This is a genomic window from Pseudoglutamicibacter cumminsii (genome assembly GCF_016907775.1).
GTDB lineage: Bacteria > Actinomycetota > Actinomycetes > Actinomycetales > Micrococcaceae > Pseudoglutamicibacter > Pseudoglutamicibacter cumminsii.
Map to the genome: position 1 here is coordinate 938,433 of NZ_JAFBCO010000001.1, position 22,107 is coordinate 960,539.

Genomic DNA, 22,107 nt, shown 5'->3' on the forward strand with positions numbered 1-22,107 from the left:
CACCGAAACATCCCCGGTAACATAAACACTAAAGAAACAATCCCAACACCAAAGAACCAGCCCCAGCGCACCCACCAACGGAACCGCAAGGCTGGTCAAGTTCGAGGAGAAGACGTGTCGGAAGAGATCGACAGCGGCACCGTACTAGGCGGACGCTACGAGGTTGGCGAACTCATCGTCGCAACCGAAGAAGGCGACCGCGTATTCACCGGCACCGACCAAGTCCTCAACCGAACCGTGTCCATCCTCACGGCCGCACCTGCCAACGCGACCCGCCTCGCCGTCGCGGCCCGGGAAATCGCGATCGAAACCCGGCCATCACCCGTGCAGGTCCTCGACCTCGGCATCAGCCAGTCCACGACCTACCTCATCGCCGCCGACGCCGACGCAACCGACCTCCTCGACCTCGTCATCGAAAGCGCAACCCCCTACGTCGAACCCTTCATGACCGACACACTCGGTTCTGAAATCTTCGGTGAATCGCGCTCCCACGAGCCTCAGATCTACGACGACGACGCCGAATACTACGAAGAACTCGCGCACGAACAAGCACGCAAACCCCTGTTCTCCGGGTTCGCTGAACGCCTACGCAACCGCCACCACAAGAACGACGAAGCCGCTGACGAAGACCACCCCGAGATCACCGATCCAGACGAGGGCCGGCCAGAAAACCTCGGCTCACCAACGCTTCCACCGGTCGATCTATCGTCTGCCGGCACATCCGAAACCGAACCGAGCGGACCAATCGCAAGCGTTCCAACATCGGCCTCTGACGCGTCCCAAGAGTCCTCCCGCAACCGTGATGCGGACAACGACGCAGCTGAAGACGTAGACATTGCGGACATTCCAACCCAAGCCACCCCGGTTGTATCCGGTGGCCAAGTCAGCTCTGATATCGGTGCCGATACCGCGGATGTAGACACCGCGGAAAACCGGGCCGCAACGGACGCTGCCGCAGCAGGCGCTGGCGCTGCTTCCACGGGCGAAAGCCGCGAAGAAGCCGATGCGCGCGCAGCCCGCGAAGCCTATGAGCGCGACGGCGACATGCGTCCTGCTGCTCGTTTCCCTCGTCAGGCCCTTGGTAGCGCCGGCGCGGCTGGTGCTGGTGCAGCAGAAGCGGGCGCAGCCAACGCGAGTGCAGCGCATGCTGGTGGCGGCTCAGCAGGCGGGGCAGGCAACCGCGCGTTTGAGGAATCCGAACCTGAAGATAACGGCAACAAGTGGACCCGCGTCATCGTTGGTGGGTTGCTGGGTCTTCTGATGATTGGCGGCGTCGTGTTCGCAGTCGGCAACCTGACCAATGGCGGCAGCACACCAACACCAGCAGCTTCCAGCTCCGAACCAGGTGCCGAGAACTCCAAGGAACCATCTGAGTCAGAGTCCGCGTCGCCATCTGAGGATGCCAAGGACGTCGAACCGGAAATCGCATCCATCAGCCGCCTCGTTCCAGGCGCGCAGGATTTGAACGCTGACACCGATGGTGAGCTTCCGAAGGCGATCGACGGCTCTCCGGCAACCTCTTACCAGACCTACAGCTATTCGACGCCGCAGTTCGGTAACTACGCTAAGTCGATGGCGTTGGTGCTTGAGCTCAAGGAGTCCGCTCCCGTTAAGCAAATCAAGCTTGAAGGCTTGAATGGCGTGGGTGGCAACATGGAAATCCTTGTTGGTGACACCGAGAACATCGACGACGCCAAGGAAGCATATTCCGGCTCCTTCTCCGGGCCCACCCTTGAGGCTGGTCTCGGTAAGGGTGTTGAAGGCAAGTATGTTTTCGTCAACATCACAGAGCTGCCAAAGATCGCTAGCGGCGGTCCTGCCGGCCGACCATACGGCTTCACCGTGGCAGAGATCAACGTCAAGTAGCAATACCCCTGTTCAAGCCTGAAGCTTCTCGCGCCGCAGGGCGCGAGAAGCTTCAGGCTTGTTCTTTGCCTATGGAATAGCTGGCGGCCCTATCTTGTTTCCCTTAACGAGTATGGGTGGCCTGTACTGCTGTTTCCGCACCTCCCAGCGAGTTGCGAAATAGCGTGGGTTACCGGTCAAGATCTTGGACCTATGCCGTGTGGGTCCGCTATGAAAGGCCCTGTTACGTGAGCACTGAAAAGATTCATGACGTAGTTATTGTTGGTTCCGGACCTGCCGGCTACACAGCAGCTATTTACACAGCGCGTGCGGATCTGAAGCCCGTCGTGATCGCTAGCTCGGTAGATGCTGGTGGCGAGCTGATGAAGACCACTGAGATTGAAAATTTCCCTGGCTTCCCTGAAGCGATCATGGGTCCAGATTTGATGACGAACATGCAGCAGCAGGCTGAGCGCTTTGGTGCTGAAGTTATTTACGACGATGCGACAGCGCTTGAACTCGAAGGCGATGTCAAGAAGGTTGTGCTCTCCGATGGCACGATCTATCAGGCGCGTTCCGTTATCGTTGCTTCTGGCTCTGCTTATCGTGAGCTTGGGCTTGAGTCAGAGGCCCGGCTTACCGGCCATGGCGTGAGCTGGTGCGCAACCTGTGACGGTTTCTTCTTCCGCGACCAGGAGATTGTTGTTGTCGGTGGCGGGGATTCTGCGATGGAGGAAGCGCTTTTCCTCACTAAGTTCGCTTCTAAGGTCACCATCGTCCACCGTCGCGATTCCTTCCGTGCTTCGGAGATCATGGCCGAGCGTGCACTGAACCACCCATCCATCGAAGTCCGCTGGAACAGCGAGGTTGCTGAGATCCTTGGCGATGACAAAGTTTCCGGTGTTCGTGTGCGGGATGTAATTAACGGCGAAGAGTCTGTCATCGACGCTACCGGCGTTTTTATCGCGATCGGTTCCGATCCGCGCGTCTCTTTGGTCGCTGACCAGCTAGATATCACCGATGAAGGCACCATTGCTGTGGAGGGCCGTACGTCTAAGACCAAGATTCCTGGCGTCTTTGCCGCTGGCGATGTCGTTGACCCTACCTACCGACAGGCTATTACTGCAGCTGGTTCGGGTTGCACAGCGGCTATCGATGTAGAGCACTACCTCGCGTCACTTAAAGCAAGCTAACTAACTTTCTACGTTTCGATTCCAAAGGAGTACTCATGAGCAATGTTATCGATGTAACCGAAGCTGACTTCGAAGAGAAGGTTCTCAATAGCGACAAGACCGTCCTTGTGGATTTTTGGGCAGAATGGTGCGGTCCATGCCGCGCACTGGGACCGGTTCTTGAAGAGATCCAGGAAGAGAACAGCGACAAGCTTCAGGTTGTCAAGGTTAACGTTGACGAGAACCAAGGCATTGCCGCTAAGTATGGAATCACTTCGATTCCTGCTGTCTTCGCTTTCAAGGGTGGCGAGCACGTAGGTACCTCAATCGGTGCGAAGCCTAAGGCTCAGCTGCTCGATGCGTTCAAGGAGCACATCTGATCGTTTGCACGGGCTCATCTGGCCCCCTATGTTTCACGTGAAACATAGCTAATTCATCCTGTTGTTACACGTGAAACACAAAGGGAGGCAGTTCCAAATGGAGCTGCCTCCCTTTTGTTTAGGGCTCTATGAGTTCCTAGCCTTCAGAGGCGCTTTCGCCCTTGATGATTCCCATAATGCGGTTCAGATCGTCTACGGACGCGAAATCGATCTGAACGCGCCCCTTACGAGCTCCCAGAGTGATCTTGACGTTAGTCTCGAGGCGATCCTGAAGTTCGTTGGCATAGAAATCTAAACGCTCCTGACGACGTGGCTCAGCTACACGACGACGCTTTGGAGTTTCACCTTGCCGCTCCATGACCTGAGCTAGTTCTTCGGTAGCTCGAACGGAGAGTCCCTCGTTCACGACACGCTGGGCGAGCTTCTCCATATCCTCTGTACGTCTCAGTGAAAGAATTGCGCGTGCATGGCCGGCCGAGAGCACACCTGCAGCGACTCGCCGCTGTACAAGAGCGGGCAGTCTCAGGAGGCGGATTGTGTTAGAGATCTGTGGCCTCGAACGGCCAATGCGCTCTGAAAGTTCTTCCTGCGTACAATCAAACTCAGCCATCAACTGTTGATATGCAGCAGCTTCTTCAAGCGGATTTAGTTGGGAGCGGTGAAGGTTTTCTAGGAGAGCATCCCTCAACAGATCAGCGTCATCGGTCTCTCGGATGATCGCTGGGATGACGTCAAATCCAGCTTTCTGTGTCGCACGCCAGCGACGTTCACCCATGACCAGTTCATACTTAGGATCGCCGTCTTCCCGTGATGGGCGTACGACAACCGGTTGAAGCAGACCGATTTCTTTAATTGAATGAACGAGTTCTGCAAGCTCATCCTCGTCGAAGACTTGGCGAGGCTGCTTACGGTTTGGATGAATATCCTTTACAGAAACTTCCATGAACGTAGCGCCTGGTACGGGTACGAGCGCGTCGTTTTCATCTGCGATAATGTCCGGTTCTACATTTACAGTAAGTTCTGTTTCACGTGAAACATTGCCACGAGCCTTAGGTGAGAGCACGTCTGGCATCGCCTTACGTGACTTCGCGACCTTATTCTGCGTTCGTGCCTTCGTTGCAGTTTTATCTTCGGTGACAGCTCGATCTGCCTCCGTAGTGAAGAAGAAGTCCACTGGTCGCCTGTTGGAAGCAGTTTTTGGTTTTGTACTGGACTTATCAGGGGCGGACGTAGCCTTGCGTGTTTCACGTGAAACACCAGCGTTCTTAGTAGGCGATTTAGTGTTGACACTAGTTGTCGACTTGGAAGCAGCCTTCTTACTCTTTGATTTATCTGTACCGGTCGACACTACTGACTTGGAAGGAGTCTTAGTCTTGTTTACGGAAGTGGTACCTGTGGCCGCTGAGACGGAAGTCGTATCAGGATCCGCTTTGCTCGTGACGACGTCGTCTGTTATGTCCGGTTCTTGTGTGCTTCCCGCGCTGGATCCAATGAGAGCCCCGAGCCCTCGTCCAAGGCCGCGTCTACGTGGTGGTGCCATGTGTTTCTCCTTCACTCGGCTTCCAGTTTATCGCCAACTACATACGTTTGCTGGAACTACTTCGTTCAATTCGCTTGCTGTTCCATATAAGGTGCTGGACTATACGGAGGCAGTCCACGCGATCCTTGCGATCATTGGGCCAGAGTCACTAAACCCGTCTATCTCATAGGCGAACGGTTACCAGTTATTACAACAAGCGCTTTGGCATTGCGCGGCCGTTTCACGTGAAACAATGACATGACTCTGGAGTCGTTACCAGCTTCACACAATATATTGTGGCTGTTACAGAAGCAGAACGGCTAGGGTCGTCTGCGATGATACGTCCGGTTGTACCGTCGGTTCATAACGTAGTCATCGGAAGCAGAACCTTATCTAGGTTTACTGCACCGCCTCGGTTGTTTGCTTTCTCGAAAGGAAGTCTGGATCCCTCGAAGTCTAGCCAACAGCCATTGCTCGGTACTATTAGAAGATCAGGCGTCACTCACCAAAGCCTTGTTGACTCTGCAGCAGCGCCGATGATCACTCACGTGACGAACCCTAGAGTTGCTTTACATGGAGCGCTCGCTCCCAGCGTAGATGAGCGAAGTGTTGTGTGGGACTCTATAAAAGGGCCCAGCCTGCCGGAATGAATCGCGTTGCCGAAGGCGCCAGGTACTCGGCTATAGTCCACGAATAGTTCTCTCGCTATGTTTCACGTGAAACACGCATATAAAACGACTCACGCCTCATACTCAAAAAGACTCCACACGCTCGAAGGTGCGGAAACAAGAATCCCACTCAGAATGGGACATTCTTCCCTTCCCTAGGTCAGGTAAGGTCCTCGACTCGCAGAGAAGGCGACTTGAAGCTCTAAAGCTTCCTAATAAATCTGGTTAGTTTGATTTTGATAACAGTTCGCGAGCGACGGCCTGATAGGCCAAAGACCCGGTAGAAGACGGGTCATATGTGAGAACAGTCTGCTGAAAACTCGGTGCCTCAGAGATACGAACCGAACGCGGAATGACAGACTCCAGCGCTTGCTGTGGGAAGTGCTCACGGACCTCTTGCGCGACCTGCGCAGACAAGTTTGTGCGGCCGTCGTACATAGTCAGCAAAATCGCACTCACAACAAGCTCAGGATTCATGTGTTCACGGATCAACTCGATGTTGCTCAGCAACTGGCTCAAACCCTCAAGCGCATAGTATTCGCTCTGAATCGGGATCAAAACCTCACGAGCAGCTACGAACGCATTAACCGTCAACAGACCCAACGAAGGCGGACAGTCAATGAAAACGAAATCCAGCCGCGGCAGCCCAATCTCTTCACGATAGGCGGCGTAGTTATCAATCGCCTGAGCCAATCGGCGGTCACGGTCCTCCAAAGAGACCAGTTCAATCTCGGCTCCCGCGAGATCGATCGTCGCAGGAGCAACAACCAAGTTCTCAACGTCAGGGCAGTCCTGGACCACCTCAGCCAGCGGAGTCCCCTCGATCAAGACATCATAGGTTGATGCAACATCAGAATGGTGGGGGATATTCAACGCAGTCGAAGCATTGCCCTGGGGATCGTTATCAATCACCAAAACGTGCATACCCTGCAAGGCCAGCGCGGCAGCCAAGTTAACGGTCGTCGTCGTCTTGCCGACGCCACCCTTCTGGTTACTTACAGTGATGATCCGCGTACTCTTAGGACGTCCCTTAGAACCCTTGCGGCGAGAACCTCCAGAGGCAGAACGCGACGCACCAACAGCATCGTTGTCGGCATGCTTCCTATCTGCCATTCCAGAGCCTCTCTTCCTTAACCTACAGAGTCCACACTAGCGAGGATCAACCGTAACGCGCACAACAGTAGACGGCTCGGCGAGCCATTCCTCACCCACAGTTTCAATACGCACGTCTCGACCCTTATATTTACGGATCACCTTAGCGGCCTTCTCAACCTCAGCGGCGGCTGAACGGCCCTTCAACGCGATCAGCTCACCACCACCGCGCATCAACGGCAAAGTTAACGGGACAAGCTGCCGCATCGCAGTCACAGCACGTGCCGTCACCACATCAACATCCAGCGTCTCCGCCATCTGCTCAGCGCGGGCCTGCACCACGTCGACCCTGTCACTCAGACCCAGATCTTCGACGACCTCATCAAGCCACAGGCAACGACGCTGAAGCGGCTCAATCAGAACAAGCGTCAAGTCAGGGCGCGCCAAAGCCAAAACCAGACCAGGCAAGCCGGCGCCAGAGCCGACGTCAGCAACCAGGGCGCCTTCAGGCATCACATCTGCCAATGCCGCACAGTTCAGAACATGTCGCGACCACAAAATAGGGATCTCGCGCGGACCAATAAGCCCACGTTCAATACCGGATGAGGCCAAATGCCCAACATAGCGTTGAGCCAGCTCAGACCGCTCACCAAAATAATGCTCGACCGCCGGGAGCTCATCCGCGCTTGGACGCGGAGCATCCTCAGGGGCTACCGCGATCTCAGACGAATCAACACGCGGGCCTTCAGGTCCAGTACCTGGGCGGCGCGGCTCATCATCAGCATCACGATGCTGCTTCGGCGAGCTGTGCGACATCATTAGTCTTCGTCCTCAGCAGGATGCACGACGACGTGGCGACGTGAACCTTCACCCTCAGATTCAGAAACGAGACCGGCATCGGCAATGACGTCGTGCACGATCTTGCGTTCATAAGGCGTCATCGGTTCCAAGGCTTCCGCTTCACCGGAAGCATTGACCGCCTCAATAGCCTTCTTAGCGATCACCTTGAGCTCTTCACCGCGTTCCTTACGGTAACCGGCAATATCAAGAACGAAACGCGAACGCTGACCAGTGTGCGCCAGAACCGACAACCGAGTCAGTTCCTGCAACGCATCCAAGACGCGGCCGTCACGGCCCACGAGTTCCTGAAGATCCGCATCGTCTTCTTCGGTCTCTACCGAAACATAGACCCGGCCACCGCGGACCTCAATGTCGATGTCGCCGTCAAGGTCAGCGATATCCAGCAGCTCTTCGAGGTAGTCGGCCGCGGCGTCGCCTTCCTCTTCGAGGCGCTGCATCGTCAAAGACTTACCGTTCCCACGCTGAGGCGGAGCATCGTCCGACGCGTGCTCCGTTTCGGTCTCAGGGGTGGCTTCAAGATCCTGCAACTGTTCGTCCTTCATCACTTACGCTTCTTCCGGTTCTTACGCTGCGGCTGGACGCGCTGGCCACGCACGTGCGTCTGGTTAGTCTTAGTGTTCTCTTCCTGAGCAGGCTTACCCTTCTCACCAATCGGCGGAAGGCCACGTGCTGCACGACGGATGTTGAGTTCCTTTTCCGCAAGCGAGCCAGGGGTTGGGTTGCGCTTGATAACCCACATCTGCTGGCCGAGAACCCACAGGTTCGTTGCAGTCCAGTAAACCAGCAGACCCAATGGGAAGTTAATACCACCGATACCGAAGACGATCGGCAGGAAGTACAGCATCATGCGCTGCTGGCGTGCGAACTGGCCCTGCTGTGCTTCCGGGGTCATGTTCTTAGTCATCAGCTGACGCTGCGTGTAGAACATGAGGCCAACCATCGCGAGGATCAGAACGATCGCGACGATGATGACAGAGACGTTCGGGGAATCGCTACCGAGTGTCCCCACGAACGTGTCGGAGAGGCGAGCGCCAAAGATCTTCGCGTCGTGGAAGGAGCGGACCTTCTCAGCGGACAGTGCTGCGATGTTGTCGTTATCGTTAGCGGCGCGTGCGGAACCGTTCAGCACCTGGAACAGCGCGAAGAAGAACGGCATCTGGATCAGAAGCGGCATACACGATGCGAACATCGATGTGTTGTGCTTCTTGAACAGTGCACGCTGTTCGGCAAGCATCGCCTGCTGCGAGAGCTGATCTCGCTTGCCCTTGTACTTCTGTTGGAGCTTGCGTAGCTCTGGCTGCACTACCTGCATTGCGCGCTGGGCACGGATCTGGCGCGCGAACACTGGGATCAGGGCCGCACGAACGATGACTGTCACCAGAACGATCGCGAGCGTCCAGGTCCAACCGGAGTCTGGGTCGAGCCCGAGGAAGCTAAACAGGCTGTGGAACATGTCCATGAGGAAGGACATGACCCAGCGGAACGGGGTCAGTAGCCAGTTAAAGAAATTCATAAAGCGCCGCTTTACTCCTTGGCCGCGGTGTGCGGCTGAGATGAATGCAGGGGATGGTTCAACACTATGATCTTCGGTACCTTCGACTCAGGCCAAATCCGTTTGCCGGGTGGCACTGGGTCGATTCCCCCTTTGGTCCATGGGTTGCACCGAGCGATTCTCGATACGGTGAGCCATGATCCTTTGACTGCACCGTGGCTTGTTACTGCTTCTAGCCCGTAGGCGGAGCAGGTTGGGTAGTAGGGGCAGACGTCTCCGTAGAGCGGGGAGATCACTTGCCGCCACAGTTTGATGAAGCCGATGATGATGTTGCGTGGAATGTCCACGATGTGGCGCCACCAAGGCACGGAAGGTGCTTGATCGTCGGGGACGATGGGGGCTGGGCCGAGCTGCTCCGCGAGGCTACGTTCGTCAGCAGGTTTGCTGTGGTCGCCGCGGTTTCGATCCGTTGCGTGGGCGTGCTCGTGGTAGGCACGTGCTGCACGTTCGTTTTTATTGGGTGCCACGTATGTCCACCCCGATTCTGCGTAGTCCGTTGCGGAGGTCCTTGTTAAGGGTGTTGTAGTCTGTGTTCGCTGCGGCGGGTAGGCCGCGGACTACGACGTCGTGGTTTGGGATGCCTTCTTTGATGATTTCCCATGCGCTCGCGCGTAGTCGCCGTTTGACTTTGTTTCGTACTGCCGCGTTGCCTACTTTTTTGGAAACGATGAATCCGAAGCGTGGCACGGAGTTATCGGTTGGTGTCGCAAAGACGACGACGTTCCGGCACCCTTTACGGGTACCGGAACGCATCACGTTTCGCAGTTCATTGCCTTTGCGCACTCGATGTTGTTGTGGGAGCACGAAAACACCCGTTGATGGGTTCGCTTGAGCTGACCCGGGACCGTGTGGTTCCGAGTGGCGACTCAGGCGGGTTAGGCAGAGATGCTCTTACGACCCTTGTTGCGGCGGGTCGAGAGGATTGCGCGGCCGGCGCGGGTGCGCATGCGCAGGCGGAAGCCGTGCTTCTTGCTGCGGCGGCGGTTGTTCGGCTGGAAAGTCCGCTTGGTCACGTTGAACACTCCATGACGTCAGTTAGGGCATCGTCCGTTGTGCCTTGGGGAAGTAACGGGATGGATGCGTTGTATCACGTTTACAACCGTGCTCTAACGAGGACTAACCGGAACGTTTTTGGTCCGTTTGGCCAGTGCATTGTCAGGTATTCGGGTGCGCCTTTTGGGCACGCCGCATAGCACGGAACTGATCCATAATAGCGAGTTTGTTTGCGTCAGGTCAAACTCGGGTTAGGTAGATCACCATTGGGAGCGCGTTCTGGTGGTGACTGCTGAGTTCGGCTGACGCTTGTGCGTGCTTTGGTGTCGTCGTCATGCCAGGCAAATGACAATCCGTCTGCCTTCTTTTCACACCCTGTTCACCAAAGTTATCCACAACTTGGGGACAACCCTGAGGATATCTTGCTTTTTCAGGCCTAGTTATCCCCAATTCACTGTGCATAAGTTCGGCATCCTGTGGCAAACCCGGGTACGGTAGTGCTGATAGGCCTACCGCATAGACTGATGGTGCCGTAGGCTCAGCTGTGTGTTTGCTGTGCACCTCGAGACTGTCCGGTGACGGGTCTCATGAGCCGGCAAAACTCACGTGATCTATGCGCTAACGGAAGGGAAACTGTGATGAGCACTCAGGACGCAGCTGCCGATCAGTGGCGGCAAGTGGTCCAAGAGCTGCGTTCAGACTCACGAGTGACCCCTCGCCAACGCGGATACCTCGAGCTAGCGCAGCCACAAGGCCGTGTGGGAACGACATTCCTCGTCGCAGTCCCCAACGAGCTCACGCGTGACGCGATCCAGAACGGCATGAGCGAACCGCTCGATGACGCGCTACGCACCGTTTTTGGTCAAGACATGCTGTGCGCGTTCTCGATCGACACCGCGATCAAAACACACGCTAGCGATAACGAAACAACCTCTCCTGACAACGCCGAGTCACAGTTCGCTGAATCCAACGCATCTTCAGCGAACGTGGATCCGCGACTTCGTTTCGATCGCGGCGAATACGACGATCGCGGCGAATATGCTCCATCGGAACGGCACCGCGAGAACTTCAACCAGCAAGAGTTCGATAGCGGCCGCTACAAGAAGAACGACCAGTACCAGGACGAGCACGAAGAGTCCTCTCAATATCCGCAGGATAACGGCGAATTCGTACGCTCAGAGGCCGATGTGCAGCGTTTCCAGCGAGCTGCTGAAAGGCTCGATGCAAGCCAGGGCGAGTCGGTGCCCGTAGCGCAGCGGCCTGCTGTACGTCCAGTGCCGCAACCGCCATCGACCTCGGCTGAATTTGGGCGTCTAAACCCTAAGTATGTTTTTGATTCGTTCGTGATCGGTTCTACAAACAAGTTCGCGCACGCGGCTGCAGTTGCTGTGGCGGAGGCCCCTGCCAGGGCGTACAACCCCTTATTCATTTACGGTGGTTCGGGGCTTGGAAAGACGCACTTATTGCACGCCATCGGACACTATGCACGCGATCTGTACCGCGGCATCCGTGTTCGCTACGTCAACTCTGAAGAATTCACTAACGACTTCATCAACTCGATTCGTGATGACGAAGGTACGAGCTTCAAGGCGATGTACCGCAACGTCGACATCCTGTTGATTGACGACATCCAATTCCTCGCGAACAAGGACGCAACGCAGGAAGAGTTCTTCCACACGTTCAACGCGTTGCACAACCACAATAAGCAGGTAGTGATCACCTCTGATCTGCCGCCAAAACAGCTTTCAGGCTTTGAAGAACGCCTGCGTTCACGCTTCGCTTCGGGGGTCACCACTGATATTCAGCCGCCGGAGCTTGAAACGCGTATCGCGATTCTGCGTAAGAAGGCCGAGGCCGAGGGCCTTTCGGTACCGCCGGAAGTCATGGAAGCCATCGCCTCGAAGATTTCCACGAACATTCGTGAACTTGAAGGTGCACTGATTCGTGTGACCGCCTACGCATCGTTGAACCGCCAGCCGGTCACGTTGGAAACTGCGGAGCACGTCCTCAAAGACCTCATTACAGATGAGGGAGCGCAAACGCTCACGCCAGAGACGATCATTCACACGACTGCAGAGTATTTCGACTTCACAGTGGCTGAGCTCAACTCGAAGTCGCGCACCCGTGCTTTGGTCACCGCACGTCAGATCGCCATGTATCTGTTGCGTGAGCTCACTGAAATGTCGCTGCCCAAGATCGGTGAATTGATGGGCGGCCGCGACCACACGACCGTGATCCATGCTGAACGCAAGATTCGCGAGCTCATGGCTGAACGGCGCGAGGTTTACAACCAGGTCACCGAATTGACCAACATGATGCGTCAGCAGCAGCGGGATTAACCCTGTATTCACGCGACTAAATCGCATATTTTCTGTAGTTATCCGCAAGAACTGTGCATATGTCTGTGGATAACTGTGGATAAAGCCGGTTTCTTGCGGATAGTTGTTATAGCGCCCTACGTCCTGCACAGCTATGAGGATGAAACCCTAGAGTTTCTCCACATGTTATCCACACCTCGTGGATAGCGAAAACAAGCCGATCAGGCAGGTTTTGCACAAACTCCACAACGGTTACTACTACCCCCGCCTTTAAACATCCCTCCAAATTACATTTTGTGATTCGATGCTTCCGGGACGGGCACTCCAAGGTCATGTCTCACGAAATTCTGTAGCCGTATGCAGCCCCATGATTTTGCAAGCTCACAATGACCTCCTCCTGTGAACCAGGTAGGCTAAACCCGTGCCCTATGTGACTTTTGAGCACAGGAGTGAACCTCATACCGCTCCGAGGCTTGAAATTTAGGGAATCTTAGGGCCTCGTATTTGCATCGGAAGGTGAATCTGTGAAGATCAGCGTGGATCGTGATGTGCTCACTGAAGCCGTGACTTGGACTGCTCGGGCATTGGCACCTCGTCCAGCGACCCCAGTGCTTTCCGGCATTTTGATCACAGCTGCAAACAACACTCTGACGTTTGAAGCTTTCGACTACACGACCTCAGCTCACCTCGATGTAGACGCCAGCATCGAAACTGAAGGTTCTGTGCTTGTCTCAGGCAAGATGCTTGCCGACATCGCGCGCACGCTTCCTGCAGCTCCAGTGACGCTTGAACTGGAGAATTCCAAGCTCACGGTTTCGTGTGGACGTTCCCGCTTCCACTTGGCGACCATGCCCGTGGATGAGTACCCGACTTTGCCTCAGATGCCAGAGGTTTTGGGCACGGTTGATGGATCGGAGTTCGCTCGCGCTGTTTCTCAGGTTTCGGTTGCTGCAGCTCGTGATGAGACCTTGCCGATTCTGACCGGAATCAAGGTTGAGTTTGAAGACGACACGATGACGTTGTTAGCCACGGACCGTTATCGTCTGGCGATGCGTGAGATGAACTGGAAGCCTGCGGCTTCCAGCGTTTCAACCTCTGCCCTTGTGAAGTCCAAGACGCTGTCCGATGTGGCAAAAACCTTGGGCTCGGCCGGTGAACTCAGCATTTGCATGGAGGAAAACGGCGACATCATTGGTTTCGTTTCGGGTTCGCGCCGCACTACAACTCTGTTGGTGGATGGTGACTACCCGAAGATCCGTTCGCTGTTCCCTGAAGAGTCGCTCATCTATGCCTCGGTTTCTACGTCGGAACTGATCGAGGCAGTTCGTCGCGTATCGATTGTTGCTGAGCGCAATTCTCCTGTGCGTCTTCAGTTCTCTGATGCCCAGGTGTCTCTTGATGCTGGCTCAGGCGAGGAAGCCCAGGCTGAAGAAGCCATTGAAAGCCAGCTCAATGGTGAGGACATCACGGTTGCGTTCAACCCTCCGTTCCTCTCGGAAGGTTTGTCGGCGTTCGATACCGATAACGTCCAGTTCGCGTTCACTACCGCGCCTAAGCCTGCAATGCTTACCGCGCTCGATCAGGAAAGCGGCCAGCCGGATATGTCTTTCCGCTATTTGGTGATGCCGGTGCGTCTGCCTAACGCGTGATGCTTAGGTGTTTCTGAACCATCTTTCGCTGCACGATTTCCGCACGTATCAGCACCTTGATCTGCCGTTAGGTCCTGGAACGACTGTGCTGGTCGGCCCGAATGGTGTGGGCAAAACCAACATCGTTGAGGCGATCGGTTATTTGGCCACGCAGGATTCTCACCGTGTGAGCCAGGATGCGCCGTTGGTGCGTTTCGGGGCGGAGCGTGCGTTGATCGCGGGGCAAGTGAACCGTGGTGACCGGTTGACGCGTATTGAGGTTGAGATTAATCCTCGCCGCAGGAACCGGGCACGCATCAATCGCGCCGATTTTGCCCGGGCACGTGAGGCGTTGGGTGTTTTCCGTTCGATCTTGTTCGCGCCGGAAGACCTCGAGTTGGTCAAGGGTGAGCCTGAGATGCGGCGGAGGTTCCTGGATGATCTTGTGGTTCAGCTTCGCCCGGATCAGGCCGCGGCTCGCAATGATTTTGAGCGGGTACTGCGTCAACGTAACGCGCTTTTGAAGTCGGCTCGCGCATCGGGCAGTTTTACTGAGGCGCATGAGGCGACGCTCGATGTGTGGGACATGCATTTTGCGCAGGCCGCGGCTCCGCTTTTGCGCAACAGGATTCACGTTGCAAAGTTGTTGGCTCCACATGTTGCGGAAGCCTATTCGGAACTCACGAACGGAGCTAAGGCGGCCACGTTGCGTTATTTCGCCACGGTGGTTGATGAGGCTGAACAACTGGGTTCCGTTGACGGTCCGGTTGCGGCAGAGACGTTGTTGACTCCTGACATGGTGCATCTGGCTGACGTGGTGAGCCGCGCGCTAGAGGCCGCCCGCCCACGAGATATTGAACGCGGCACCACAACTGTTGGCCCGCATCGTGATGACGTGATGTTCGGTTTGGGGCAGGCTCCCGCGAAGGGTTTTGCTTCGCATGGTGAGACGTGGTCGTTGGCATTGGCGTTGCGGCTCGCGGCGTTCAGGGTTTTGATCGAGGACGATCCGTCTGATGCCGCGCGTCCAGTGTTGATTTTGGATGATGTTTTCGCTGAGTTGGATGAGTTCCGACGGCAGCGTTTGGTAGCTGCGTTGGCGGATGCCGAGCAGGTTTTGGTGACTGCGGCTGTAGGCAGTGAGATTCCTGAAGTTTTGGATGCGACGGTGGTGCGGGTTTCCCCGGGGGAGGTGACGTTGGATGACGCGGGAGATTCGTGAGCGGGGTGGCACTGAACCGGGTGAGGTTGAACTGGGTGACGTTGAGCCGGATGAGCTTGAGGCTGGCGCTGTTGACGCGTTGATGGACGATGCCCCGACGGTGGCGTTGGCTCGGGCGCGTCAGTTGGCTTTGCAGCAGGGCGATGTGCGCAGGGATGCCGCGATGGTTCAGCGGGCTAAGGAGAAGGCTCGGGCTCGGAAGGCGCGTAGGGCTCGGTGGGATGATCCCGAGGCTGGTGGTCGTGATCCGGTGGGGCTGGGGTCCTTGCTAGAAGGCATGATGCGTGCGCGGGGCTGGTCTGAGCCGGTTGCGGTGGGTTCTGTTGTGGCTCGGTGGCCTGAGATTGTGGGGCCGGAGGTTGCGGCCCATGCGGTTCCGGAGTCTTTTGAGGATTCGGTTGTGGTGGTGCGGTGTTCGTCGACGGCCTGGGCGACGAATTTGCAGTTGATGCAGCATGATTTGTTGAAGCGTTTGGATGCCGCGGTAGGGCATGGTGTGGTGACGCAGATTAGGGTCTTAGGGCCGGCTGCGCCGTCGTGGCGTAAGGGTCCGCGGATTGCGCCGGGTGGGCGCGGTCCGCGGGATACGTATGGGTGATGTATGGGGAGCACGTTCTGGTGCCGCGAATCCCGCTCAATCGGTTTTGCGGGGATGGAGTAGCTAGAGGGGATTCCCTACATGTACGGACATGGATCGTGTCTGAGGGGCGTTTGCGGGCCTGCTAAGGCCGCGGGCGTTCGCATTCCGCGCTAGAATGGATCTAAATCGGCGCTTTTGCGTGCCCGCGTGCTGTTTGTGGTGCGCGGGGAGCAGGCGTTTGCAGTACGTATTCGAAGAACTGGGAGTACCGTGGCGGAGGATATCCAGCCGGAGAACGGCGTTTCGGAGCACCATGAGGGGTCTGCTGGGCAGGCGCATGGTGAGGCACATGAAGGCACCGGTCATGTGGGGAACCGTAAGGTGACCGAGGAATATGGTGCGTCTGCGATTACGGTGCTTGAGGGCCTCGAGGCTGTACGTAAGCGCCCCGGCATGTACATCGGTTCTACTGGCCCGCGTGGTTTGCACCACCTCGTGTATGAGGTCGTGGACAACTCGGTTGATGAGGCGTTGGCGGGTTATGCGGATACGATCCGCGTGACGTTGCAGGGCGATGGTGGCGTCCGTGTTGAGGATAACGGCCGTGGTATTCCGGTGGATATGCACCCTACGGAGGGTCGTCCGACCGTCGAGGTCGTTATGACGATTTTGCACGCTGGCGGTAAGTTCGGCGGTGGCGGTTACGCGGTTTCGGGTGGTCTTCACGGTGTTGGTATTTCGGTTGTGAACGCGCTTTCGCGCCGCATCGATACGTGCGTTAAGCGTCAGGGCTATAAGTGGAATGTGTCGTTTGAGAATGGCGGCCATGTTGTTGGTGAGGGCCTGACTCGTGGCGCTGAGACCGATGAGACGGGAACGATTCAGACGTTCTACCCGGATCCGGAGATTTTCGAATCGGTTGAGTTCGATTTTGAGACCCTGCGTGCGCGCCTGCAACAGATGGCGTTCCTGAATAAGGGTTTGCGCATCATCTTGACGGATGAGCGCAGCCTTGATGACGCGGGCGATGAGGTTGTTGATGACGCGGTTGCCGATGCGGAGGCAACTGAGGCTGAGAAGCAGCCGCAGCATCGCACGGTGGATTACAAGTACGACGAGGGCTTGCTTGATTACGTCAAGTTCCTGAATGCGTCGAAGAAGGCCGAGCTGATCCACGAAGATGTGATCGCTTTTGAGGCTGAGGACACCGACCGGAAGATTTCGGTTGAGATCGCGATGCAGTGGACGTCGGCGTATTCGGAGTCGGTGCACACGTATGCGAACACGATTAACACTCATGAGGGCGGTACTCATGAGGAGGGTTTCCGTGCCGCGTTGACGTCGCTGATCAACCGTTATGCTCGTGAGAACAACCTTCTGAAGGAGAAGGACGAGAACCTCACGGGTGACGATATCCGTGAGGGTCTGACCGCGGTGGTTTCGGTCAAGCTGGGTGAACCTCAGTTTGAGGGTCAGACGAAGACCAAGCTGGGTAACTCGATTGCGCGTGGTTTTGTGCAGGGTGTTATTCACGATGGCCTGGGTGACTGGCTTGAGCGTAACCCGATGCCGGCGCGGGATGTGATCCGTAAGGCGATGCTTTCGGCGCAGGCGCGTATGGCCGCGCGGAAGGCGCGTGATCAGGCGCGTCGTAAGTCTCCGTTGGAGACGTTCGGTATGCCGGGTAAGTTGTCGGATTGCTCGTCGAAGAACCCTTCCGAGTGCGAGATTTACATTGTTGAGGGTGACTCCGCGGGCGGTTCCGCGAAGCGTGGACGTGATCCGCGGACGCAGGCGATTTTGCCTCTGCGTGGCAAGATCCTCAACGTTGAGCGTGCGCGTTTGGATAAGGCGTTGGCGAACCGTGAGGTTCAGTCGATGATCACCGCGTTCGGCACGAACATCGGTGAGGAGTTCGATATCGAGAAGCTGCGCTATCACAAGATTGTGTTGATGGCGGATGCCGATGTTGATGGTCAGCACATCACCACGTTGCTGTTGACGGTGTTGTTCCGTTTCATGCGTCCGTTGATTGAGCGCGGTTATGTGTATTTGGCGCAGCCGCCGCTGTATCGCATCAAGTGGTCGAATGCTCCGCACGATTATGTGTTCACTGACGCTGAGCGTGATGAGGCGTTGGAGAAGGGCCGGGCTGCTGGCCAGCGTTTGCCTAAGGATAATGCGATTCAGCGTTATAAGGGTTTGGGCGAGATGGATTATTCGGAGTTGTGGGATACAACCATGAACCCGGAGTTCCGTACGTTGAAGCAGGTCACGATGGATGATGCTGCTGCTGTGGATCAGGTGTTTTCTGTTCTGATGGGTGAGGACGTTGAGTCTCGCCGTGAGTTCATTCAGCAGAATGCCCGTGATGTGAGGTTCCTGGATATTTAGGTTCGTCAGGGTGCACGGCGCTGCATGGTGTGAACCGACGATGTGGTTGTCACGGTGGCGTTGTTGCTGAGGAAGACTTTTGGACGTTGAGGCTAAGGAAGAAGCTGTAATTCGATGAGCGAGAACAACACTCCTGATCCGGATGTGAATGCTGAGGGCGCTGGAGAGTCTTTGGCTCCTGCGGTGGTTGCTGGTGACCGTGTTTCGCAGGTTGATCTGCAGACTGAGATGCAGCAGTCGTATCTTGACTATGCGATGGCTGTCATTGTTGGTCGTGCGTTGCCGGATGTGCGTGATGGTTTGAAGCCGGTTCACCGTCGCGTGATTTATGCGATGTATGACGGTGGGTATCGTCCGGACCGCGGGTTCAACAAGTGTGCCCGTGTTGTTGGTGAGGTGATGGGTCACTTCCACCCGCACGGTGACTCCGCGATTTATGACACGTTGGTGCGTCTGACTCAGGACTGGGTCATGCGTTATCCGTTGGCTACGGGTCAGGGTAACTTCGGTTCGCCGGGTAACGATGGTGCTGCGGCTCCTCGTTATACGGAGACGAAGATGGCTCCGTTGGCTATGGAGATGGTGCGGGATATCCACGAGGACACCGTGGATTTCATGCCGAACTATGACGGTAAGAACCAGGAGCCGACTGTTTTGCCGGCTCGTTTCCCGAACCTGTTGGCTAATGGTTCGGCTGGTATTGCCGTTGGTATGGCTACGAATATTCCTCCGCATAATATGCGTGAGTTGGCCGATGGTGTGCAGTGGGCGCTGCAGCATCCGGATGCGAGCCGTGAGGAGTTGCTTGAGGCGCTGATGCAGCGCATTCAGGGTCCGGACTTCCCTACGGGCGCCCGCATTTTGGGCCGTAAGGGTATTGAGGATATGTACCGCACTGGTCGCGGTTCTATCCCGATGCGTGCGGTGGTTAATGTTGAGGAGATCGACGGCCGTACGTGCTTGGTTGTGACTGAGCTTCCGTATCAGGCGAACCCGGATAATTTGGCGATCAAGATCGCTGATCTTGTGAAGGACCACAAGATTCAGGGCATCGCTGATTTGCGTGATGAGACCTCTGGCCGTACTGGTCAGCGTTTGGTGATTGTTCTGAAGCGGGATGCTGTTCCGAAGGTTGTTTTGAACAACCTGTATAAGCACACTGAGCTGCAGCAGAACTTCTCGGCGAATATGTTGGCGCTCGTGGATGGTGTTCCTCGGACGCTTTCGCTGGATGCGTTCATTATTCACTGGATTAATCACCAGATCGATGTGATTGTCCGCCGCACTAAGCACCGTTTGAAGAAGGCCAAGGCTTTGGCACATATTCAGGTTGCTTTGTTGATGGCTTTGGATGTGCTCGATGACGTGATTGCGTTGATCCGTAAGTCGCCGACTGTTGATGAGTCGCGTGAGGGCTTGAAGAAGCTCTTGGGGATTGATGATGATCAGGCGAACGCGATTCTGGATATGCAGTTGCGCCGCTTGGCTGCGTTGGAGCGTCAGAAGATTCAGGATACGTATGACGCTCTGATGGAGGAGATCGCTGGTTACGAGCGGATCCTTGCGTCGGAGATGCTGCAGCGTGAGGTGATCGCTGAGGAGCTCACGGATATTGTTGAGCGTTTCGGTGATGACCGCCGCACGGAGATTGTTCGTGGCTATGACGGGGATATGTCTGTTGAGGATTTGATCCCTGTTGAGGAAATGGTCGTCACGATCACCCAGGGTGGTTACGTCAAGCGGACCCGTTCGGATAATTACCGGGCGCAGAACCGTGGCGGTAAGGGTATTCGTGGTGCGCAGCTGCGTGGCCAGGATGTCGTGGAGCATTTCTTTGTGACCACGACGCACCACTGGATTGCGTTCTTCACTAACTTTGGCCGCGTGTACCGCTTGAAGTGCTATGAGTTGGCTGAGGCGGCGCGCGATGCGCGTGGCCAGCATGTTGCGAATGTGTTGGCTTTCCAGCCGGGTGAGCAGATTCAGCAGGTTTTGGCGCTCGAGAATTACGAGCAGGCGCCGTACCTGGTTTTGGCGACCCGTAATGGTTTGGTCAAGAAGACTCGTTTGGAGGAGTACGACACGAACCGTACGGCCGGTGTGATCGCAGTGAACCTGCGTGAGGGTGACGAGCTCGTTTCGGCTGGTTTGGCCAGCGAGCATGATGACCTGATGCTGGTTTCGAAGAAGGGTATGTCGGTTCGTTTCACGGCGTCTGACGAGGCTCTTCGTCCGATGGGTCGCGCGACCTCTGGTGTTACGGGCATGAAGTTCCGTGCTGGCGACGAGCTGCTGGGCATGAGCGTTGTGCGTGACGACGAGTCGTCGTTCGTCTTCACTGTGACCGACAGCGGTTACGCGAAGCGCAGCCCGGTTTCGGATTACCGTGTTCAGGGCCGTGGCGGCCTCGGTATTAAGGTCGCGAACCTGCCTGAGGACCGCGGTGAGCTGGTCGGCTTCAAGGTCGTGCAGGAGGATGACGAGATTCTGGTTGTGATGCAGTCGGGCAAGGTTGTCCGGACGGCTGTCAGCCAGGTTTCGCCTACGGGCCGTGACACGATGGGTGTGATTTTCGCTAAGCCGGATAAGAAGGATCACATCCTGGCGGTGGCGAAGAACGCTAACCATGACCTTGAAGCTGCAGGCGAGGAAGCCGGCGATGATGACGAGTCTGATTCTGCAGATGTAGACGCTGAGGGCACTGAAGCGGGTACAGTTGCTGAAGTGCAGACAGAAGGTCAGGGCGAAAGCGCTGATTCGGAGCCAACTGACGGAGGAGACGAGTGAGTACCTCAAAGAAGCCTGGTGAGCAACGCCCTCAGGCATCAAGTGGAAGGGGTCGGCCGGCCCCGCAAACGGTGAGCTCGCAAGCGAAGGCTCGTCCGGCGTCGTCGGGGGCTCGCCCCGCTGGCGCCCGTCCTGCGGCCGCTCGTGGTGGTAACCCTACGTTGGTGCGTCCTGCGCCTAAGGCCAAGGTTCGTAAGGCTCGGCTCATGGTGTCCAAGGTGGATATCTGGAGTGTTTTGAAGCTTGCGTTCTTGCTTTCGGTGGCTCTGGGTGTTGTCACGGTCGTCGCGACTGTGGTGCTCTGGGCTATTTTCGATGTCGCCGGTGTTCTTGATCAGATCAATAATTTCTTGGCCACGATCATGGGTGAGGGTAAGAAGTTCGACGTCAAGGACTACGTTTCGATGGGTAACGTGACGAGCTTCGCGGTGATTATCGCGGTTGTGAACGTGATCCTCTTGACGGTTCTAGCGATGGTCGCAGCGGTGATCTATAACTTGTCATCTTCCCTTGTTGGCGGAATTACGGTAACATTGACTGATGACTAGACGCCTGCAGTGACGTTGGCGGCCTCGTCTGGTTCAGGTGAGTTTCACATCACACCACATTCGATTTGGAACTTCCGAAGAAACCAGGTAGAGTTTTTCAACGTTGCTCCTGCTAAGGCAACAACTCAGGGACTTCGTCAAGAGGCTCCCGGTGAATAAAGAAAAACGAATAGTCTTTCGACATAGAGTTTCGTTTCGATTTTGTTCACCGTCGATTTGGTTCCTAGAGATTCTAGGAATAGAATCTTCTGAGGAAATATTCCTTAGCGGAAATGGTGCGGGCGTATAGCTCAGACGGTTAGAGCGCATCGCTGATAACGATGAGGTCCCTGGTTCAATTCCAGGTACGCCCACCATGGGGGATTGGCGCAATTGGTAGCGCATCTGCTTTGCAAGCAGAGGGTTAGGGGTTCGAGTCCCCTATCCTCCACAAAGTAAGAGGCCCGGATGATCGGAAAGATCATCCGGGCCTCACTCATTTAACCTCAACCATTTAGGGCAGTCCTACAAGCCCGTGTAAGACCGTCCACAAGAACAATCTCACGCCC

At 56.1% G+C, this 22,107-nt stretch carries 18 protein-coding genes and 2 tRNA genes; 12 read left to right on the forward strand and 8 right to left on the reverse strand.

Features of this window, described 5'->3' with window-relative positions:
* Positions 1-114: 114 nt before the first annotated feature.
* The 3 genes from JOD50_RS04345 to trxA all read left to right on the forward strand — a co-directional run bounded on the left by JOD50_RS04345 (position 115) and on the right by trxA (position 3,397).
* Positions 115-1,866, forward strand: a complete 1,752-nt coding sequence (locus tag JOD50_RS04345) for a hypothetical protein (RefSeq protein WP_204880557.1) — start codon at positions 115-117, stop codon at positions 1,864-1,866.
* 227 nt (positions 1,867-2,093) lie between these two features.
* Complete coding sequence (trxB, locus tag JOD50_RS04350) at positions 2,094-3,038, forward strand: thioredoxin-disulfide reductase (protein WP_204880558.1); 945 nt, start codon at positions 2,094-2,096, stop codon at positions 3,036-3,038.
* Positions 3,039-3,073: 35 nt separating this feature from the next.
* Entirely contained in the window at positions 3,074-3,397 is a 324-nt protein-coding gene (trxA, locus tag JOD50_RS04355; protein ID WP_109303496.1) for a thioredoxin, read from the forward strand.
* 136 nt (positions 3,398-3,533) lie between these two features.
* Here the strand turns inward: trxA and JOD50_RS04360 are convergent, their stop codons facing one another.
* From JOD50_RS04360 to rpmH, 8 genes are all read right to left on the reverse strand, one after another.
* Positions 3,534-4,745: a ParB/RepB/Spo0J family partition protein gene (locus JOD50_RS04360; RefSeq protein ID WP_420825527.1), complete on the reverse strand. Its 1,212-nt coding sequence runs from the start codon at positions 4,743-4,745 to the stop codon at positions 3,534-3,536.
* A 1,064-nt stretch (positions 4,746-5,809) separates the two neighbouring features.
* Positions 5,810-6,697 carry a ParA family protein gene (locus JOD50_RS04365; protein ID WP_204880560.1) on the reverse strand — a complete coding sequence of 296 codons (888 nt, stop codon included), beginning with the start codon at positions 6,695-6,697 and terminating at the stop codon, positions 5,810-5,812.
* Between the two features lie 36 nt (positions 6,698-6,733).
* A complete protein-coding gene (gene rsmG, locus JOD50_RS04370; protein WP_239541524.1) occupies positions 6,734-7,495 on the reverse strand; it encodes a 16S rRNA (guanine(527)-N(7))-methyltransferase RsmG in 762 nt (253 codons plus the stop codon).
* Positions 7,495-8,079, reverse strand: a complete 585-nt coding sequence (locus tag JOD50_RS04375) for a Jag family protein (protein ID WP_204881532.1) — start codon at positions 8,077-8,079, stop codon at positions 7,495-7,497. The genes rsmG and JOD50_RS04375 overlap by 1 nt, the downstream gene beginning before the upstream one ends.
* A complete protein-coding gene (yidC, locus tag JOD50_RS04380) occupies positions 8,079-9,050 on the reverse strand; it encodes a membrane protein insertase YidC (RefSeq protein WP_204880561.1) in 972 nt (323 codons plus the stop codon). The genes JOD50_RS04375 and yidC overlap by 1 nt, the downstream gene beginning before the upstream one ends.
* A gap of 11 nt (positions 9,051-9,061) precedes the next feature.
* Positions 9,062-9,556 carry a membrane protein insertion efficiency factor YidD gene (gene yidD / locus JOD50_RS10605; RefSeq protein ID WP_204880562.1) on the reverse strand — a complete coding sequence of 165 codons (495 nt, stop codon included), beginning with the start codon at positions 9,554-9,556 and terminating at the stop codon, positions 9,062-9,064.
* Positions 9,543-9,872, reverse strand: coding sequence for a ribonuclease P protein component (gene rnpA, locus JOD50_RS04390; RefSeq protein ID WP_420825528.1), 330 nt, complete (start codon positions 9,870-9,872; stop codon positions 9,543-9,545). Before rnpA ends, yidD begins: the two co-directional genes overlap by 14 nt.
* A 92-nt stretch (positions 9,873-9,964) precedes the next feature.
* A complete protein-coding gene (gene rpmH, locus JOD50_RS04395) occupies positions 9,965-10,102 on the reverse strand; it encodes a 50S ribosomal protein L34 (protein ID WP_204880564.1) in 138 nt (45 codons plus the stop codon).
* Positions 10,103-10,720: 618 nt separating this feature from the next.
* Here rpmH and dnaA point away from each other — a divergent pair.
* The 9 genes from dnaA (at position 10,721) to JOD50_RS04440 (ending at position 21,989) form a co-directional block, all read left to right on the forward strand.
* On the forward strand, positions 10,721-12,421 hold the full coding sequence (dnaA, locus tag JOD50_RS04400) for a chromosomal replication initiator protein DnaA (RefSeq protein ID WP_204880565.1): 1,701 nt from the start codon (positions 10,721-10,723) through the stop codon (positions 12,419-12,421).
* Between the two features lie 503 nt (positions 12,422-12,924).
* Positions 12,925-14,049 (forward strand): DNA polymerase III subunit beta, encoded by a 1,125-nt coding sequence (gene dnaN / locus JOD50_RS04405; RefSeq protein ID WP_101630478.1) that lies wholly within the window; start codon positions 12,925-12,927, stop codon positions 14,047-14,049.
* Positions 14,050-14,056: 7 nt separating this feature from the next.
* On the forward strand, positions 14,057-15,250 hold the full coding sequence (recF, locus tag JOD50_RS04410) for a DNA replication/repair protein RecF (protein WP_204880566.1): 1,194 nt from the start codon (positions 14,057-14,059) through the stop codon (positions 15,248-15,250).
* Positions 15,231-15,848, forward strand: coding sequence for a DciA family protein (locus tag JOD50_RS04415; protein WP_204880567.1), 618 nt, complete (start codon positions 15,231-15,233; stop codon positions 15,846-15,848). The genes recF and JOD50_RS04415 overlap by 20 nt, the downstream gene beginning before the upstream one ends.
* 348 nt (positions 15,849-16,196) lie before the next feature.
* Positions 16,197-18,224: a DNA topoisomerase (ATP-hydrolyzing) subunit B gene (gyrB, locus tag JOD50_RS04420; protein ID WP_204881533.1), complete on the forward strand. Its 2,028-nt coding sequence runs from the start codon at positions 16,197-16,199 to the stop codon at positions 18,222-18,224.
* Positions 18,225-18,338: 114 nt separating this feature from the next.
* Positions 18,339-21,011, forward strand: a complete 2,673-nt coding sequence (gyrA, locus tag JOD50_RS04425) for a DNA gyrase subunit A (protein WP_204880568.1) — start codon at positions 18,339-18,341, stop codon at positions 21,009-21,011.
* Positions 21,008-21,559 carry a DUF3566 domain-containing protein gene (locus JOD50_RS04430; RefSeq protein ID WP_101630475.1) on the forward strand — a complete coding sequence of 184 codons (552 nt, stop codon included), beginning with the start codon at positions 21,008-21,010 and terminating at the stop codon, positions 21,557-21,559. The genes gyrA and JOD50_RS04430 overlap by 4 nt, the downstream gene beginning before the upstream one ends.
* A gap of 279 nt (positions 21,560-21,838) precedes the next feature.
* Positions 21,839-21,915 (forward strand) — tRNA-Ile (locus JOD50_RS04435).
* 1 nt (position 21,916) lies between these two features.
* Positions 21,917-21,989, forward strand: a tRNA-Ala gene (locus tag JOD50_RS04440).
* Positions 21,990-22,107: the final 118 nt, after the last annotated feature.

Coding starts and splice junctions, on each gene's coding strand:
- JOD50_RS04415 (WP_204880567.1), top strand. CDS start 15,231: ATGACGCGGGAGATTCGTGAGCGGGGTGGCACTGAACCGGGTGAGGTT.
- JOD50_RS04375 (WP_204881532.1), bottom strand. CDS start 8,079: ATGAAGGACGAACAGTTGCAGGATCTTGAAGCCACCCCTGAGACCGAA.
- gyrA (WP_204880568.1), top strand. CDS start 18,339: ATGAGCGAGAACAACACTCCTGATCCGGATGTGAATGCTGAGGGCGCT.
- rsmG (WP_239541524.1), bottom strand. CDS start 7,495: ATGATGTCGCACAGCTCGCCGAAGCAGCATCGTGATGCTGATGATGAG.
- dnaA (WP_204880565.1), top strand. CDS start 10,721: ATGAGCACTCAGGACGCAGCTGCCGATCAGTGGCGGCAAGTGGTCCAA.
- JOD50_RS04365 (WP_204880560.1), bottom strand. CDS start 6,697: ATGGCAGATAGGAAGCATGCCGACAACGATGCTGTTGGTGCGTCGCGT.
- yidC (WP_204880561.1), bottom strand. CDS start 9,050: ATGAATTTCTTTAACTGGCTACTGACCCCGTTCCGCTGGGTCATGTCC.
- trxA (WP_109303496.1), top strand. CDS start 3,074: ATGAGCAATGTTATCGATGTAACCGAAGCTGACTTCGAAGAGAAGGTT.